The 14,652-nt window shown below is 62.4% G+C and carries 13 protein-coding genes; 6 read left to right on the forward strand and 7 right to left on the reverse strand.

What is annotated here, in order from left to right:
- Window positions 1–20 precede the first annotated feature (20 nt).
- The 6 genes from FHS92_RS03845 to FHS92_RS03870 form a co-directional block, all read right to left on the reverse strand.
- Window positions 21–1,670, reverse strand: coding sequence for a TolC family outer membrane protein (locus FHS92_RS03845; protein WP_184077615.1), 1,650 nt, complete (start codon window positions 1,668–1,670; stop codon window positions 21–23).
- 101 nt (window positions 1,671–1,771) lie between these two features.
- Window positions 1,772–2,473 (reverse strand): PilZ domain-containing protein, encoded by a 702-nt coding sequence (locus tag FHS92_RS03850; RefSeq protein WP_221230874.1) that lies wholly within the window; start codon window positions 2,471–2,473, stop codon window positions 1,772–1,774.
- A complete protein-coding gene (locus tag FHS92_RS03855; RefSeq protein WP_184077619.1) occupies window positions 2,473–2,871 on the reverse strand; it encodes a PilZ domain-containing protein in 399 nt (132 codons plus the stop codon). The genes FHS92_RS03850 and FHS92_RS03855 overlap by 1 nt, the downstream gene beginning before the upstream one ends.
- Before the next feature lie 15 nt (window positions 2,872–2,886).
- A complete protein-coding gene (locus tag FHS92_RS03860) occupies window positions 2,887–4,569 on the reverse strand; it encodes a hypothetical protein (protein WP_184077621.1) in 1,683 nt (560 codons plus the stop codon).
- A 31-nt stretch (window positions 4,570–4,600) separates the two neighbouring features.
- On the reverse strand, window positions 4,601–5,335 hold the full coding sequence (locus tag FHS92_RS03865; protein WP_184077623.1) for a hypothetical protein: 735 nt from the start codon (window positions 5,333–5,335) through the stop codon (window positions 4,601–4,603).
- A gap of 121 nt (window positions 5,336–5,456) precedes the next feature.
- Window positions 5,457–7,682 carry an ATP-binding cassette domain-containing protein gene (locus tag FHS92_RS03870; protein WP_184077625.1) on the reverse strand — a complete coding sequence of 742 codons (2,226 nt, stop codon included), beginning with the start codon at window positions 7,680–7,682 and terminating at the stop codon, window positions 5,457–5,459.
- A gap of 115 nt (window positions 7,683–7,797) precedes the next feature.
- Here FHS92_RS03870 and FHS92_RS03875 point away from each other — a divergent pair, with 115 nt between their 5' ends.
- From FHS92_RS03875 to hemA, 3 genes are all read left to right on the forward strand, one after another.
- Entirely contained in the window at window positions 7,798–9,204 is a 1,407-nt protein-coding gene (locus tag FHS92_RS03875) for an HlyD family type I secretion periplasmic adaptor subunit (protein ID WP_184077627.1), read from the forward strand.
- Between the two features lie 47 nt (window positions 9,205–9,251).
- The gene (gene murI, locus FHS92_RS03880) at window positions 9,252–10,055 is read left to right on the forward strand and encodes a glutamate racemase (protein WP_184077629.1); all 804 of its coding nucleotides are present in this window, start codon (window positions 9,252–9,254) and stop codon (window positions 10,053–10,055) included.
- Window positions 10,056–10,262: 207 nt separating this feature from the next.
- The gene (gene hemA, locus FHS92_RS03885) at window positions 10,263–11,486 is read left to right on the forward strand and encodes a 5-aminolevulinate synthase (RefSeq protein ID WP_184077631.1); all 1,224 of its coding nucleotides are present in this window, start codon (window positions 10,263–10,265) and stop codon (window positions 11,484–11,486) included.
- A gap of 5 nt (window positions 11,487–11,491) precedes the next feature.
- Here hemA and FHS92_RS03890 read toward each other — a convergent pair whose 3' ends face one another.
- Entirely contained in the window at window positions 11,492–11,935 is a 444-nt protein-coding gene (locus FHS92_RS03890; RefSeq protein ID WP_343056644.1) for a thermonuclease family protein, read from the reverse strand.
- A gap of 319 nt (window positions 11,936–12,254) precedes the next feature.
- On the opposite strand from FHS92_RS03890, the gene FHS92_RS03895 reads away from it, so the two are divergent.
- The 3 genes from FHS92_RS03895 to FHS92_RS03905 all read left to right on the forward strand — a co-directional run bounded on the left by FHS92_RS03895 (window position 12,255) and on the right by FHS92_RS03905 (window position 14,642).
- Window positions 12,255–12,908 (forward strand): hypothetical protein, encoded by a 654-nt coding sequence (locus FHS92_RS03895; protein WP_246351752.1) that lies wholly within the window; start codon window positions 12,255–12,257, stop codon window positions 12,906–12,908.
- 142 nt (window positions 12,909–13,050) lie between these two features.
- Complete coding sequence (locus FHS92_RS03900; RefSeq protein WP_184077635.1) at window positions 13,051–14,259, forward strand: saccharopine dehydrogenase family protein; 1,209 nt, start codon at window positions 13,051–13,053, stop codon at window positions 14,257–14,259.
- Window positions 14,259–14,642, forward strand: a complete 384-nt coding sequence (locus FHS92_RS03905; protein ID WP_184077637.1) for a hypothetical protein — start codon at window positions 14,259–14,261, stop codon at window positions 14,640–14,642. Before FHS92_RS03900 ends, FHS92_RS03905 begins: the two co-directional genes overlap by 1 nt.
- The last annotated feature ends 10 nt before the right edge of the window (window positions 14,643–14,652 follow it).

The following is a 14,652-nucleotide window of genomic DNA, read 5'->3' on the forward strand; positions in this document are numbered from 1 at the left end:
CGTCCATGACCCCAGGATGCTCAGTTCTTGCTACCCGGCGCGGGCATCACAAGCGGAGGCAGCGGTTCGCCGTTGCTCACGAGGTCGAACAGGCCGCCCAGCTTCTGGAGAACGCGGAATTCGCTCAACATCTTGGCGGTGCCGTTCGTCAGCTGGCTCTGCCGCGCCTGGAATAGCAACTGCTGGCTGTCGAGGAGATCGAAGACCGACCGTTTCCCTTCGCGGAATTGCTGGCGATACAGGTCCACCACGCGCTCGGCCGACTGAATTTCGGAGTCGATCGTAGCGATCTTGTTCCGCGCAGCTTCCAGCGCATTGAAGTCGATGCGGATATCCTGCTCTACCTCGCGGCGGCGGCGTTCGAGTTCGTAGTCCGCCTCACGCAGGCGCGCCGAAATCCGATTGCGGATAGCAATGTCCGCACCGCCGTTGAAGAAGTTGTAGGTGACGGTCACCATCGCGCGGGCGTCGCTGTTGCGATTGGTCGGTCCCTGCACGTCGTTCTTCCAGTTGCCCTGTGCCTGCAAGGCGACGCGGGGGAAGAAGGTGCCGGTTTGGCTGGCGCGCTGCCGTTCGAGCGAACGGCGATCTTCCACGGCCTGCGCCATGCGCGGGCTGTGATCGTCGATCATAGCCACCGCTGCTTCCGCGCTGGGAGGCAGCGCAGCAGCGGGCGACGGCAGATCAATCGCCGTGGCGGGAAGATGCTCGGTCAGGCGACGGTAGTCCTCGCGCGCCTGCTGCAACGAGCTCTGCCGGTCGAGCACTTCGGCTTTCACATTTTCCAGACGTGCCTTGGCGCGGCTGATATCGGCCGGGGTGATGAGGCCCAGATCGTTCTGGATCGTAACGACCTTGAGGATCTTTTCATGCGCGGCGATTTCCGCGCGGGTGAGATCGAGCAGTTTCTGCCGTTCGAGCACGCTCAAATAAGCGGCAGTGATATCGAACGAAATCGACTCAATCCGCTCGCGCGTGCTCCACTGCGCGCTGCGATAGGCGGCGCGGGCGCGCTTGATGTCGTTGATGGTCGTACCGAAATCCCAGATATTCTGGTTGAGCGTCACAACGCCCTCGCTCCGCTGCAAGGTGGTGTGATTGCTGGGTGTGCCCGACCTGTTGTAGGGGTCATTATATTCGCGACCGGTCGCGATCGTCGCGCTGACATTGGGCAAATAACCGGCCCAAGCCTCGTGCACGCCATAGCGGGCGTCGTCCTGCCGCGCGAGCGCAATCTGAATATCAGGGTTTCCCTTGAGCGAGGCAACAATGGCGTTACGCAGGCTCTCGGTCGCCCCGGCGGGCGGCTCGGCCGCGTCACGGGTCGGCGCGACCACGTCGGCCGTCGGCGCAGACTCAATCGACGGGGGAACAGGAGTCGGTGCTGGCGCTGCCACTTCATTCTGCGCCGCATCGGTCATCAGAATGATCGGAGCGGCATAGGCTGTCGGCATGTCGTCAGCATAAGGGTCGCGGAACGTGACCCGCGCTGGCGAACCGCTGCCCGCGGCGGCGACGGGCGTGCCATCGAGCGACGGTCCTGCCACATGGGCAGATCGAGCACCCAGCCCCGGCGCCACCGGAAGCGTGATGGCAATGATTGCCGCCGCACCCCGCACAGCCGTCCGCAGGGTCATTCCGCCCGTGGTGGTGTATTTGCTGGTCCGCACTTCGTTCTCCCCTTGTCGTTGCGACATGGTGCTATGCAGCCGGAGTGCGCTTTTATGGTTAAAATCCCGTAAAGCCTGTCGGTTCGCTTTACAGTTTTGCGTTAAAGCGAGGGGCGGGAGGTCGACGGAGCCGTAGTCGCCGGGTGCGGCAAAGTGGTAGGGAGATCGCCGCGTCCGCTCAGCCATTCATCGAGCAGCCGAAAATGGAGCGGCTGCGTAAACAGCGCAATCACGCTTTCGGCGCCCTCGCCGGTCACGGGATGGCCCCCAATGATACGGATCTTCGAAAGCTGCGGTCCCAAACCATCGACCGTCACCGTCGCCAGCTGATCGTCGCGGATCGATTCGACAGTGGCCAGGCGCACATGGCCCAGAGAAATTTCGTTGATCTCACAGCGCAGCCGTCGGTGATCGATCGCGATCAGTGCGCGCGCCACACAGGGGAAACTCGGGCTGAGGCCTTTTTTCGCGATTTCCTGAGGCAGCATCGGCTGGTTGAGCGTCGCGAGGCCCACCGGCTCGTGCAGGGCGATCCCTGCGCGCCCGTTGAGCGCCCAACGGACGATACCGGCGAGGCGCATGCCGGATCGCAGCACGATCTCAACCTCCTGCCCTTCGTCCAGCGCCATGCGGCATTCGAGCATGAGCCCGTTTTCCGACATATTTCGGATCCGGCAAAGCCCTCCCACCCCACGCGTGAACAACCCAGCGTTGATGAGGACCGAAATCGGCTGACGGTCGTCGGCCCGCCGATCCTCGGACATGGCCGCTTTCGCTGCGGAGGGAACACGAAACTCTGCCATCACCAGATCTCGGCGTCGGCGGCTTCAGTAACTTTGGCGTTTGCAGGTTTCCCTTCGCGCACCTGGCTCGCGCGACGGTCCGCCTCCAGAATCTGGAGCACTTCTGCCTCTTCAAGCGGTTCGTCAAAGCGTATGCCAAAACCACCCGGGCTAGTGCTCATAATGCGCCCGAACACCTCGACACCCGCAACGTCGAGGCAGACTGGCACGTCCCGCCGGTCCATCAGATAGGCGAGACGAGGCCGGAACATCGCCCCACCCGCCGAAAAGTCGATCATGCGGCCATCGAACGTCGCCATGCGGTCGATCATCATCAACGCCCCGTCAAGCTGGCAGGTATAGCGCGTAGCAGCGCGGCTGAAAGCCGGGCGGCGCTTGAAGATTTTTCCGAGTTTCATGCCTGTGCTTCCCCGTTACCCGTTGGTGCCATCGGCTTGATTGGCGCGCATGTCACGCGGAGCGACCGACGTGCCTTCATCACCTTGCTCCTGCATCAGGTTCATCCGGCGGCGCAGCACATCCATTTCGAGGCGTGCACCGTGCAAGCCCGACAGCAATTGCGCATTCTTGCCCTCGTCCTCGTCCGCGTCCCCCTCATCGAGCATCCGCAGACGTTCCATCAGCACGGACAGCCGCGCCTGGTTGACGTCGTTCTGGCTCAACATGCGGGAAAGCAGATCCTGATCCCGCTTACGTCCGGCTTGCACCGAACCGACTGTCTCGCCAAGCACATGCTTGATATCGCGCATCATCCTGCGCTGCCCGACCAACATGCGGCGCATTTCGGTGCGCAGTTGCCTGCGCTCCTTGCGTGGCGGCAGAGCGGCAGCGTCGCTATGTTCCGTTCGGCTAAACAGCCCGCCAAACCATCCGCGCGGGCGATTGGCGATGCTGGTGACGTTAACCACCGGCGGCCCCTGATCGACCAGCGATGTCTGGAGCGACACCAGCCGGTCAAGCTGCGCATGGAGCTGCGGCCCGTCAAGCGCCACGCGCTGCCCGGCACTCGCCTGCATGCTATCGAGCATTTCGCGGATCGTCGCGCGGTCGCGCTCGGCGAGCGTAAACAGTCCGTGGAACTGGCTCACCATCACGGCCTGGTTGCGCGCCAGTTCGGCGACGCAATCGGCGATCGGCTGCAGCATCGGGCCAGGGTCCGCGACCCGCTCAACCGATCGACTGAGATCCGACAATGCGTTCGTGACCTTTGTGATGGCCTGTTGGCTCTCCTGCTGCGCGAGAGCCTGATCGAGCACCGTTTCGCGCAGGTCGCGCAGATGCTTGCCACCCAGTTCCAGCGCGCGGATGACGCCGGACAGGTCGACTTCGGCCTGCTGGTGAGCGTCGCTATGCGGGTTCTCCAGCGCCGCGACGTTCGACAGCCAATGCTCGAACTCGTTGCGCAGTGTCTTCATCGCGCTGGTCATGCAGCGTTCGAGCGCACCCAGTACCATGGATGTCATGAGGCCGAACAGCGAAGAGCTGAAGCCCACGGACATACCGTTGAGCGGCCCCTTCATGCCCTCGATCAGCTTGCCGAAGCTGTCCGTGCCGCCAGCGCCCGAAATGTCCATGCCGCCGATGAGATCACCCACCGAGTGGACGGTCTTCATCAGGCCCATGAAGGCGCCGAGCAGACCGAGGAACACCATGAGGCCCGAGAAGTACATGATCGTCGATTTGCGGTCGTTGATGCGCTGGTCGACGTCGTGCAGCAATGTCTGGACCGTGGCATTGGAAATCTGGAACGAGTTCTGTTTGCTCAGTTCCTCCGCAATCATGCGGTATCCCTGGCCCAACAGCTCGGGTTCCTGGAATACGATGGCCGGATGTTTGTACGGGTCGAGCGGCCGCCGCGTCTTGGTGCCGTAATCGACCTGCAGCGCCTTGAGCGCCAGCACCTCGTTCTTGAGGTTCAGCACATGGCGGAACGCCAGCCAAGCCGCCAACCCGAAGGTCGCGAAGATGGTGAGGTTGAGGGCGGCCTTGGCCTGGATACCGGCGATCACGAAGTCATGCGCGTAAATGCCCAGTCCCATCAGGACGAGCATCATCGCCGACATCTTCATCAGCTCGGTACGGATCTTCTTTTCCATCGCGCGGGCTACTCTCGCTGGCGTCTTGCCATCAGGGTTTCAGGACGACGCGCACATTGTGCCCGTCTTTCGATGTGGGGTCGGTTACGCGCACCTGCGTCAGGATGTCCGCAGGGCTGATACCGGCCCGAATAAGGATGTTGCGCGTCATTGCCGCGCGATAGAAAGCGAGCCGCTGAGCCTCGGAAACCGAGCTTTCCTGCGGGGCGAAGGACCAGATCTCGTACTTCATGCCCGGTTGACGCCGCGACTTCAGGAAATTGGTGACCTGCTGCGAGTTTTCTTCGTTGTAGCGCACCGCAGTGGCGTCGAAATCGACGCGCATTAGCACGTCGGCGGTCTTCACCTCGACGCCCTTGCTGTCATCCGCTTCTTCCATCGCCTTGACCTTGAGCTTCAGGGTGTCGGCGGTTTCGCGTGTGCGGATGGTCAGCCGGTCGGTGCCGTTGACGATCGTTTCGGACTTGAGGATCGATCCGAGTTCCGCGATGGACGTCCCGGTTTCGGCGTCGGCAGGGGACCGGATCGGGTTGGTCTGCTGGCCTTCGGCTCCGCCCTGCCCCACACGGCCACCATCGGCCGGAGAAGCTGCGGCGTGCTTTGCTTCATACTGGACCTTGAAGCGCTCCATGGCTTTTTGCGACAGCACCATCACCGCCGCGCTCATGATGACGAGCAGGAACGTCACCACCATGATGACGGTGGTGAGCACGTCGACAAACGCCGGCCAGTGATTGACTTCGCCATCCGATGAAGCGCCAGCCACTTTGTTCTCCCTGTCGCGGAGGATGCTCCGCCTCAATACTCTGGTAAATAGGGCTTAAACCAATTCTCCTAACCAACCCCTAACGGCCCGGCGGAGCGTTGTTTTTGTTCGTGCTGCCGCCTCACGCAGCCTTTGCGGCCCCATTCTGCTGATTGCGCAGCATCGTCAGGATTTCCGTGCGCGGGCGATCGGCGACCACCTTGCCGTCATCCAGCCAAATTATGCGGTCGACCAGATCGAGCAGCGCCATGCGGTGCGTAGCCACAATGAGCGTGCAACCCTTGGTCGCCTCGCGCAGGCCGGTGATCACCGCCTGTTCGCTGTTGATGTCCATCGAGGCCGTCGGCTCGTCGAGCAGCAGGATCTTCGGGTCACGGATCAGCGCCCGCGCCAGCACCAGCGACTGCCGCTGCCCACCGGAGAGCTTGCGGCCATGCTGACCGATTTTTCGACCATAACCCTCGGCGCTGCGGCTGACGAAGCGGTCGAGGCCGGATGCCGCGATCGCGCGCTCCACCAATGCCGGGTCCGGTTCGTTCATGCCCAACAGGATATTGTCCCAGATCGACGTGTCGAACAGCGCCGCATCCTGCCCGCAATATACGATATCCTTGCGCAGATGCGCCGACGCATATTGCTCGAGCGCATGCCCGTCGAGGCTAATCGTCCCCGCGCTCGGTTCCAGTATCCCGGCGAGGATCTGGAGCAGCGTGGATTTGCCCGATCCCGACCGGCCAATCAGCGCGATCTTCTCACCCGGCGTAATCGTGATACCGACGTCGCGCAGGCTCGCCTCGCTCGCCTGTTCATAGGTGAAGTCGATATGAGCGAGCTTCATCTCCCCCTTTATGGCACTGCGCTGGATCGACGGGTCGGACACATCGCGCTCCGCCTCCATCGACAGCAGGTTGGCGAGGCCAGCAAACTGGCTAAGGCTCTGATAGCCCTTCGATACCATCGAAATGGCCGTCGACACCGGCACCATCGCGCGGCCCGTCAGCATCGTCACGGCGATCATCGCGCCGGTCGTCATGATGCCCGCCTTGATCTGGTACACGCCGATGATGATCACCATCACCGTCACCATCTGCACCAGCAGGCCGGACATCGATCCAGGCAGTTCGTTCCACTTGCGGGCGGTTTTCGTGCTCATGCCGATATGATCGGACACGATGTCCCACTGGCGCATGAAACGCCCCTCGGCCTGGTTTGCCTTGATCGTCGTCAGCCCCTCGGCGACGTCGACGACCAGATTATTGCGTGCCTGCATCAGCTTGGCAGCGCGCTTCGACGACAGCTTGGTCGCATAGCTCGCGACAGCGCCGACGAACATCATGCCGCACGCGCCCAACACCGGGCCCATAACAGTCCACCCGCCAATCATCATGATGAGCGCGAGATAGGCGAAGAAAAACGGCACATCGACAATGAACGTCACAATCATCTGCGGCACAAGCAGCGCCAGCCCCTCGACATCGCGAAGCGCCGTCATCAGTGTGCCGACATTATTGTCGCGCTTGCCGGTGCGGGCGTGAAGGAATGACGTCATCGCGCGGTGCTGCACCGCCTGGCCGACACGTACGCCGACGGCATCAATGTAGCTGCCGCGCACATGCTTGAACATGAACTCAAACGAAAGGACGATCATGACGCCAACCGACAGCGCCCAGAGCGACTCGGTAGCAAGATTGGGGACCACACGATCGTAGATCGCGCGCATATAGAGCGGGATAGCGAGTGCGCAGAGGTTGAGGAACGCAGCCGCCACCAGCAGTTGCGTCAGCCGCCGCCGTTCGCTCAGGAACGTGCCGATGAGCCACAGCCGGGGATTGCGCCGCACGAAGCTGCGCTCTTCTTCATAGCCGAGCCCGTTTTCCGGGTCGACATGGCCGCACATCAGCATTTCTTCACCCAACATGGGTGCGAGCGCGTCACGCGGAATCTGCTTTTCACCGGTCGCATCCACGACGACAAATATGTCCTGGCTCTCGATCCGGACGATCAGGACCGCGCCACCATCGAGCATCGGGGCGAGCAGCGGCACGTCTTGCATGGAAAGCTCGGAAAGACGAACCTTGTCCCAACGCGCCTCAAAACCCGCGCGCGCCATGGCGATCGGGGTAAGGCGTGGGTCGAGATCGCCGTCCGCCACCGGCAGTGCGGCCGTCAGCCGATCACGCGGAGTCGGGCGACCGCAGCGTGTGGCCAGCAATTCCAGCGCGCCAACAACGCTCAGCGGGTCGATCACGCCATGCCATTGCGGGTCTGCGGGCGCGCGTTTTCCGCGTAACCCGCCCACCAGCCGCCCCAGTAGGCTCGTGCGTGTCGCCATGTCGAAATCTGTCATATCGTCCAAAATCCTGTCGATCGATCGCAGGCATTAAACATTTTTAAGGATAATGATTGGTAAACGCGGGTCAGATTTTTGCCGGCATCGCCCGGACATTGAAGGACCAGACCCTATGCGTTTCCCGCAATTGCGCGACCGGATCATCCGCGCCTTTGGCGGCGCCAGCTTGTTTGAAGGCGTCAGCAGCCGCGAAATGGCGGCGGCCTTCGCCGGACAAGTCAAGATCGACAGTGCCCCTATCGAGGGCATTGTGCCCTGGAGCGCGCGGTTGCGCACCGACAGGCCGACGAAGATGCTCAAAGTCCTGGGACTGTTGGTCGTCACCTTCCTTGCCTGGGCGATCTTTTTCCAGATCGACAAGGTCACACGCGGCCCCGGCCGCGTTCTGCCGTCCGTGCAGAACCAGGTGGTCCAGCATCTCGAAGGCGGCATCGTCCAGCGCCTGCTCGTCACGGAGGGCGAGCGCGTGCGCAAGGGCCAGATCCTGATGAACGTCACGAACCAGTTCACCAGCGCCGATTACGAAAACGCCCGCACCGATGTGGTCGCGAAGCGGATCGCGCTGGCGCGGATGGATGCAGAGGTCGCCGGCGCGCGCTCCTTCACTGTTCCGGCCGATCTCGCCAAGGCTGCCCCGGACATCGCGGCGTCGGAGGAAGCGCTGTTCTATTCGCGCGTCAATCAGCGCGGCCAGGAATCGGGCATCATGAACGAACAGGCCAGCGCCCGCCGCGCCGAGCTTTCCTCGCTCAATGCGCGCCTCGGCAATCTGCGCTCCGAAGAAAAGCTGATGATGGTGCAGCTCGATAAGCTCGAGCGGGCCTATGAGGCCGAAGCCATTTCGGAGCGCGAAGTGCTCGACAAGCGCGCCTCCCTGCTTTCGCTGCGCACTCGCATCGCCGACGTACAGAACCAGATCCCCTCAACCCAGGCACAGCTGGGCGAAGTCTCCGCCCGGCGTGGCGAGATCTGGACGCGCTCGGTCGAGGAAACCAAGGAAAAGGCCAATCAGCTTCGCCTGGAACTCTCGAAGGCGGGCGAATCCCTCGGCGCCTACACAGACAAGCAATCGCGCGAGGAAATTCGCGCGCCGATGGATGGTATCGTCAATAAACTTTACGTCCAGACCGTCGGCGGCGTTATCCGCGGCGGCGATCCGCTGGTGGAAATCGTGCCCGTCGACAAGACGGTGATGGTCGAGGCGCGCATATCGCCCAAGGATCGCGGCAATATCTGGGCAGGCTTGCCAGCCACGATCAAGATCTCTGCCTATGACTCTGCCGTTTATGGCGGGCTGGAGGCCAAGGTGCTCGATGTTTCACCGGATGTGATTCAGGATCCAAAGGGAGAAATCTATTACCGCGTCCGTTTGCGCGCCGATGCCAGCAATTTCGGTAAGGGCAAGCCGGTGATCCCTGGCATGACAGCGGAGGTCAACATCCGCTCGGGCAAACAGTCGATCATGGATTATATTCTCGGGCCCCTCATCCGCATCCGCGACGGCGCTCTGCGGGAGTAAGCGCGCCCGAGTTGACACCGGCTCCACAAATACCGACACAGCACAGCATGAGCTTGCCTGTTGCCGCCCCTGTGCTGTTTTTCGATTCCGGCGTGGGGGGCCTCTCGATCCTCGCCCCGGCGCGCGCGTTGCTGCCTCACATGCCAGTTGTCTATGCCGCCGACCGCGCAGGCTATCCCTATGGCACGAAGACCGAGGCGGAGATCGCTGCGCGCGTGCCTGCGCTGCTCGGACGCCTGGTGGAGCGGTTCCGTCCCCGTATCGCGGTCATTGCGTGCAATACGGCATCGACCATCGCCCTGTCAGCCGTGCGCGCCGCGCTCGACATACCGGTCGTTGGCACCGTCCCCGCCATCAAGCCCGCAGCGCTTTCCTCCAAGACCCGCGTCATCGGCGTGCTGGGCACGGAAGCGACGGTACGCCAGCCTTATGTCGACCGGCTTGCGGCAGAGCATGGCGCGGATTGCATCGTCCTGCGCCACGGTTCGGCCGATCTCGTCGCACTCGCGGAGGCCAAGCTGCGCGGCCAGCCGGTGGATCCCGCCATTGCCCGGGATGCGCTTGCCGGGCTGCTCGACCAGCCTGGCGGCGATCGAATGGACACGGTCGTTCTCGCCTGCACGCATTTCCCGCTGGTGGAACAGGAGCTGCGCGCCGCCTCTCCGCGTCCGCTGAACTTCCTTCATGGCGGCGAAGGCATCGCCCGTCGCATCGCCTATCTCAATGCAGACGCGCCCTGGCCGGAAGAGCCGCAACCCGGCATTGCCGTGTTCACCCGCATGGACCCGGATGTCGCTGCGCTGAAGCCCGCGCTCAGGCAGTTTGGACTGGTGCAATCGCGATCGCTCTGACAGATCGCTGATGGGTTCCAGACAACTATGTTGGCGCAGCGCTCCCAAGATCGTCGAGCACCACGGCAATTTTTGTCCCAGATCAACGACCCGATGTAATATAAAGTCCTAAATGCGAACCGTTATCGCTGGAAATGTGGACGGATCGGCATTACAGGCGGCACATTGGAGCGATAGCGGCAGAGCAATCGGGGTCGGCGGCGTAACATGACGAATTACAAGCATATCTTCAGTCAGGCCATTGAGCGTCTGCACAGCGAAGGCCGCTATCGGGTTTTCATCGATATCTTGCGCAACAAGGGTGCATATCCCAATGCGCGCTGCTTTCACGGGCATAATGGGCCAAAGCCGATCACCGTCTGGTGCTCGAACGACTATCTGGCCATGGGCCAGCATCCCGATGTCATCGCCGCAATGGAAGAAGCGCTGCACGATGTCGGCGCGGGTTCGGGCGGCACGCGTAACATTGGTGGAAACACCCATTATCATATTAATCTGGAAGCGGAACTGGCCGATCTGCATGGCAAGGAAGCCGCATTGTTGTTTACGTCCGGCTATGTCTCCAACGAGGCTACGCTGGCGACGCTCGCGAAGTTGCTGCCGGGCTGCATCATCTTTTCCGATGAGCTCAATCACGCCAGCATGATCGCCGGCATCCGCAATTCCGGCTGCGAAAAGGTGGTGTTCCGCCATAATGACGTGGAACATCTGCGCGAGCTGCTCGAGGCGGCCGACCCCGAAGCGCCCAAGCTGATCGCGTTTGAAAGCGTCTATTCCATGGACGGGGATGTCGCACCAATCGCCGAATTTTGCGATCTGGCGGATGAGTTCAATGCACTCACCTATTTGGATGAGGTCCACGCCGTGGGGATGTACGGCCCACGCGGCGGTGGCATTTCCGATCGCGATGCCGTCGCCAACCGCCTCACCATCATTGAGGGCACACTTGGCAAGGCGTTCGGCGTGATGGGTGGCTATATCACCGCCGATCAGATGATCGTCGACGTGATCCGGAGCTACGCCCCCGGCTTCATCTTCACGACCTCGCTTTCGCCGGTTCTGGTCGCGGGGGCCCTCGCCAGCGTACGCCACCTGAAGGCATCGAGCGCAGAGCGCGAGGGACAGCAGGCCGCAGCGGCCAACCTCAAGCGCCTGATGGCTGAGGCGGGCCTCCCCGTCATGCCGTCGACCACGCATATCGTGCCGCTGATGGTCGGCGATCCCGTTCGTGCGAAGAAAATCAGCGACATCCTGCTCGCCGAATATGGCGTCTATGTGCAGCCCATCAATTACCCGACCGTCCCGCGCGGCACGGAACGGTTGCGCTTCACCCCTGGCCCGGCCCACACCGAAGAGATGATGGTGGATCTTGTGGCGGCGCTGGTGGAGATCTGGAGCCGGATGGAACTGGAACTGGCGAAGGCAGCCTGACCGTATCAACCGGCGAGTGCGGCAGGACATGTCCGCGCAATCACCAGCCCATCGTCCCAGCGCGGCTTGTAAATGGCAAAGCCGCCTTCAAGCTGCCCGCACGACAGATTACCCTTGTCCGATCTTACAGAGCCAAGGGTACGACCATAATGGTCGGTTCCGGCACGTTCGATCCGCATCGAACCTTCGATCATATTCTCCAGATTATCGGTGGAAGCGTAGGGATCGCCCGGCGCGCACTGTCGGCCAGTGGCGCAGTGACCGGGCATTTCCGGGGCATCGATGCCCAGCAGGCGGATCCGTTCGCCCGCGCAGTTGAGGGTGTCGCCGTCAATCGCCCGGCAACCCGATAGCGTCTGATCGGCGCCCTGCTCCCACGGGCGCGCTCCGGTGGACGATGGAAAGTTGCTGGCTACCCCCAGAAACAATGCGCCCACCACAATCGGCACCAGCGCAGACCAGCTTCTCGAGGAGTATGACTTCTGCCGCCTCCCACGTCGGGAAAATCGCCGTTGCCGCTTGCGCATGTTCCGCCCGCCAATGTCGTGTTGTCCTATCCCTTATAGGAAACGGGGAATAAAAAAGTTCCGTCGCAAGAACCTTACCTCGATATCAACCCTCTGATTTGCATATCGAATTGGAGCCGTGTGGCCACCAAGCTCATCGGGCAAACCCTTCCCACCCGTCCCCTCCACTCACCGCGTCAGGAACAGTTTCCAGCGGCGGATCGTTCGACGCTGCGGTTGGGGTGATGAAGAGGAACAGGACATGCGTCATTTCGGAAAAGCTATAAACGCCATCATCATATCGGGCCTGATGCTGACCACCGCGACGCCCGCGATCGCGGGCAAGGCCGACCGGGCCCGCCAGGCAATCGCCGAGGCGCGTGGCAAGATCGACGCCGCGAACAAACTCGGCACCAGCGGCAACCTGCCCCGCCTGCAGGCGGAGGCCGCCGCAGCGCTTCGTACCGCGCAGGAAGATCTCGCCCGCGGCCACAAGGAAGATGCCATCGCGCAAGCGCACCGCGCCTCTGAACTCGCCGACGTCGCCATCGGCGAAGGTCAGAAGATGACCGCCGAGGCCGAACGCGTTCGCCGCGAGGAAGCGCAGGCCGCTGCCGCAAACGCGCAAGCTGAAGCCGCCGCCGCCAACGCCCGTGCCGATTCCGCGCAGCAGGCCGCCGCCTCTGCGGCTGCCGATGCCGCCGCCGCGCGGGCTGCTCCGCCGGTCGCTCTGATGGCAGCGCCCGCGCCGACAACGACCACCGTCACGACGGAAACCGTCAAGAACGCTTCCGCCACGACGGCCAAGCCGCGCACGGTCCGCAAGGTCGTGAAGCGGTCGACCGCCCGCGCCGCGCCGCGTGCCGCCGTGGCGGAACGGACCACCACCACGGTCACCACGACACCGGCCCAATAATCATGGCATAGGCCGGGGGCAGCTCGCTCTTTTTGCGCTGCCCCCGGCCGCTTTCCCACAACCGTCACATACGCTCGTTATTGCACAGCCGCCCGGCGGGCCTATATGGACGCTTCGGCAGTTTTCCTGGCAGGAGCATGATTTGAGCAAGGTTCTGGTTATCGGCGCGGGCGGCGTCGGGTCTGTGGCGGTTCACAAGATGGCGATGAACACCGACATCTTTTCCGACATCACGCTCGCCAGCCGCACGCTCGCCAAGTGCGATGCCATAGCGGCCTCGGTCAGGGAGCGTACGGGCGTCACCATCTCTACGGCCCAGATCGACGCGGACGATGTCGCCGCGACGACAGCGCTTATCAAACAGGTCGCGCCCACGCTCGTCGTCAACCTCGCGCTGCCTTATCAGGATCTCGCCATCATGGATGCCTGCCTGGCCGCGGGCGTGCATTATATGGACACTGCCAACTACGAACCGCGCGACGAGGCCCATTTCGAATATAGCTGGCAATGGGCCTATCAGGAACGGTTCGAGAAGGCGGGCCTCATGGCCCTGCTCGGGTCCGGCTTCGACCCCGGCGTCACGAGCGTGTTCGCTACCTATCTCAAGAAACATTATCTTGATCGGATCGATACGCTCGACATCCTCGATTGCAATGGCGGTGACCACGGTCAGCATTTCGCGACCAACTTCAACCCGGAAATCAACATCCGCGAAGTGACCGCGCCCGCGCGTCACTTCGAGAATGGGGAATGGGTAACAACTCCCGCCCTCTCCACCAAGCAGGCGTTCGATTTCGAACAGGTTGGGCCGAAGAACATGTACCTCATGTATCATGAGGAGCTGGAGAGCCTCGCCAGGCATCTGCCGGAAATCAAGCGCATCCGCTTCTGGATGACCTTCGGAGACGCCTATCTGAAGCATCTGGAGGTGCTCCAGAATGTCGGCATGACGCGCATCGATCCGGTGATCTACAATGGGCAGGAGATCATCCCGCTGCAGTTCCTGAAGGCCGTGCTGCCTGAGCCGTCAACACTCGGCGCGACGACCAAGGGCAAGACCAACATCGGCGACATCGCGACCGGTATTGCCAAGGACGGCTCCGAAAAGACATTCTACATCTACAACATCTGCGATCATGAGGACGCCTTTGCCGAAACGGGCAATCAGGCGGTCAGCTACACCACCGGCGTCCCCGCGATGATCGGCGCGGCGATGATCCTGACCGGCCAGTGGTCGGGCGCGGGCGTGTTCAACATGGAGCAGATGGATCCCGATCCCTACATGGACATGCTCAACAAGCATGGTCTGCCGTGGCAGGTGAAAGAGTTGCCCGGGCCGTTGGCGTTCTGATGGCCCGCAACCGGCTGCTCTGGCTCGCACCCGCCGCTCTTGCGCTGCTCATGAGCGGATGTGCTCCTGCGCCCCAGCCCGCTACCGAAACACCGCCGTTGCAGACCACGACCGCAGCTTCTTGCACTGCGGAGGGCGGATTTCTCGACCGGCGCGGCCGCCTACAGTCGCAGCTGTGTGTCCATCCCTTTGCGGACGCAGGCAAGAGTTGCTCCGGTGACGCTGATTGCCAGGGCAAGTGTATCGCCACACCCGGCGAAACGGGTGGGCTGCCGGAAACCGGTCAACCCGCAAAGGGCCAGTGCCAGGCTGACGACGCCCTGTTCGGTTGCTATGCCGAGGTCGAAGCCGGTGTTGTCAAATACGGCATCTGCAAAGACTGACGGAACCTCA

Source organism: Sphingobium subterraneum (genome assembly GCF_014199435.1).
Taxonomy (GTDB): Bacteria; Pseudomonadota; Alphaproteobacteria; order Sphingomonadales; family Sphingomonadaceae; genus Sphingobium; species Sphingobium subterraneum.

Bases quoted from the DNA above. Each gene is read 5' to 3' on its own strand.
- FHS92_RS03850 (WP_221230874.1), bottom strand. From the start codon at position 2,473: ATGGCAGAGTTTCGTGTTCCCTCCGCAGCGAAAGCGGCCATGTCCGAG.
- FHS92_RS03855 (WP_184077619.1), bottom strand. From the start codon at position 2,871: ATGAAACTCGGAAAAATCTTCAAGCGCCGCCCGGCTTTCAGCCGCGCT.
- FHS92_RS03860 (WP_184077621.1), bottom strand. From the start codon at position 4,569: ATGGAAAAGAAGATCCGTACCGAGCTGATGAAGATGTCGGCGATGATG.
- FHS92_RS03870 (WP_184077625.1), bottom strand. From the start codon at position 7,682: ATGACAGATTTCGACATGGCGACACGCACGAGCCTACTGGGGCGGCTG.
- FHS92_RS03875 (WP_184077627.1), top strand. From the start codon at position 7,798: ATGCGTTTCCCGCAATTGCGCGACCGGATCATCCGCGCCTTTGGCGGC.
- murI (WP_184077629.1), top strand. From the start codon at position 9,252: ATGAGCTTGCCTGTTGCCGCCCCTGTGCTGTTTTTCGATTCCGGCGTG.
- hemA (WP_184077631.1), top strand. From the start codon at position 10,263: ATGACGAATTACAAGCATATCTTCAGTCAGGCCATTGAGCGTCTGCAC.
- FHS92_RS03895 (WP_246351752.1), top strand. From the start codon at position 12,255: ATGCGTCATTTCGGAAAAGCTATAAACGCCATCATCATATCGGGCCTG.
- FHS92_RS03905 (WP_184077637.1), top strand. From the start codon at position 14,259: ATGGCCCGCAACCGGCTGCTCTGGCTCGCACCCGCCGCTCTTGCGCTG.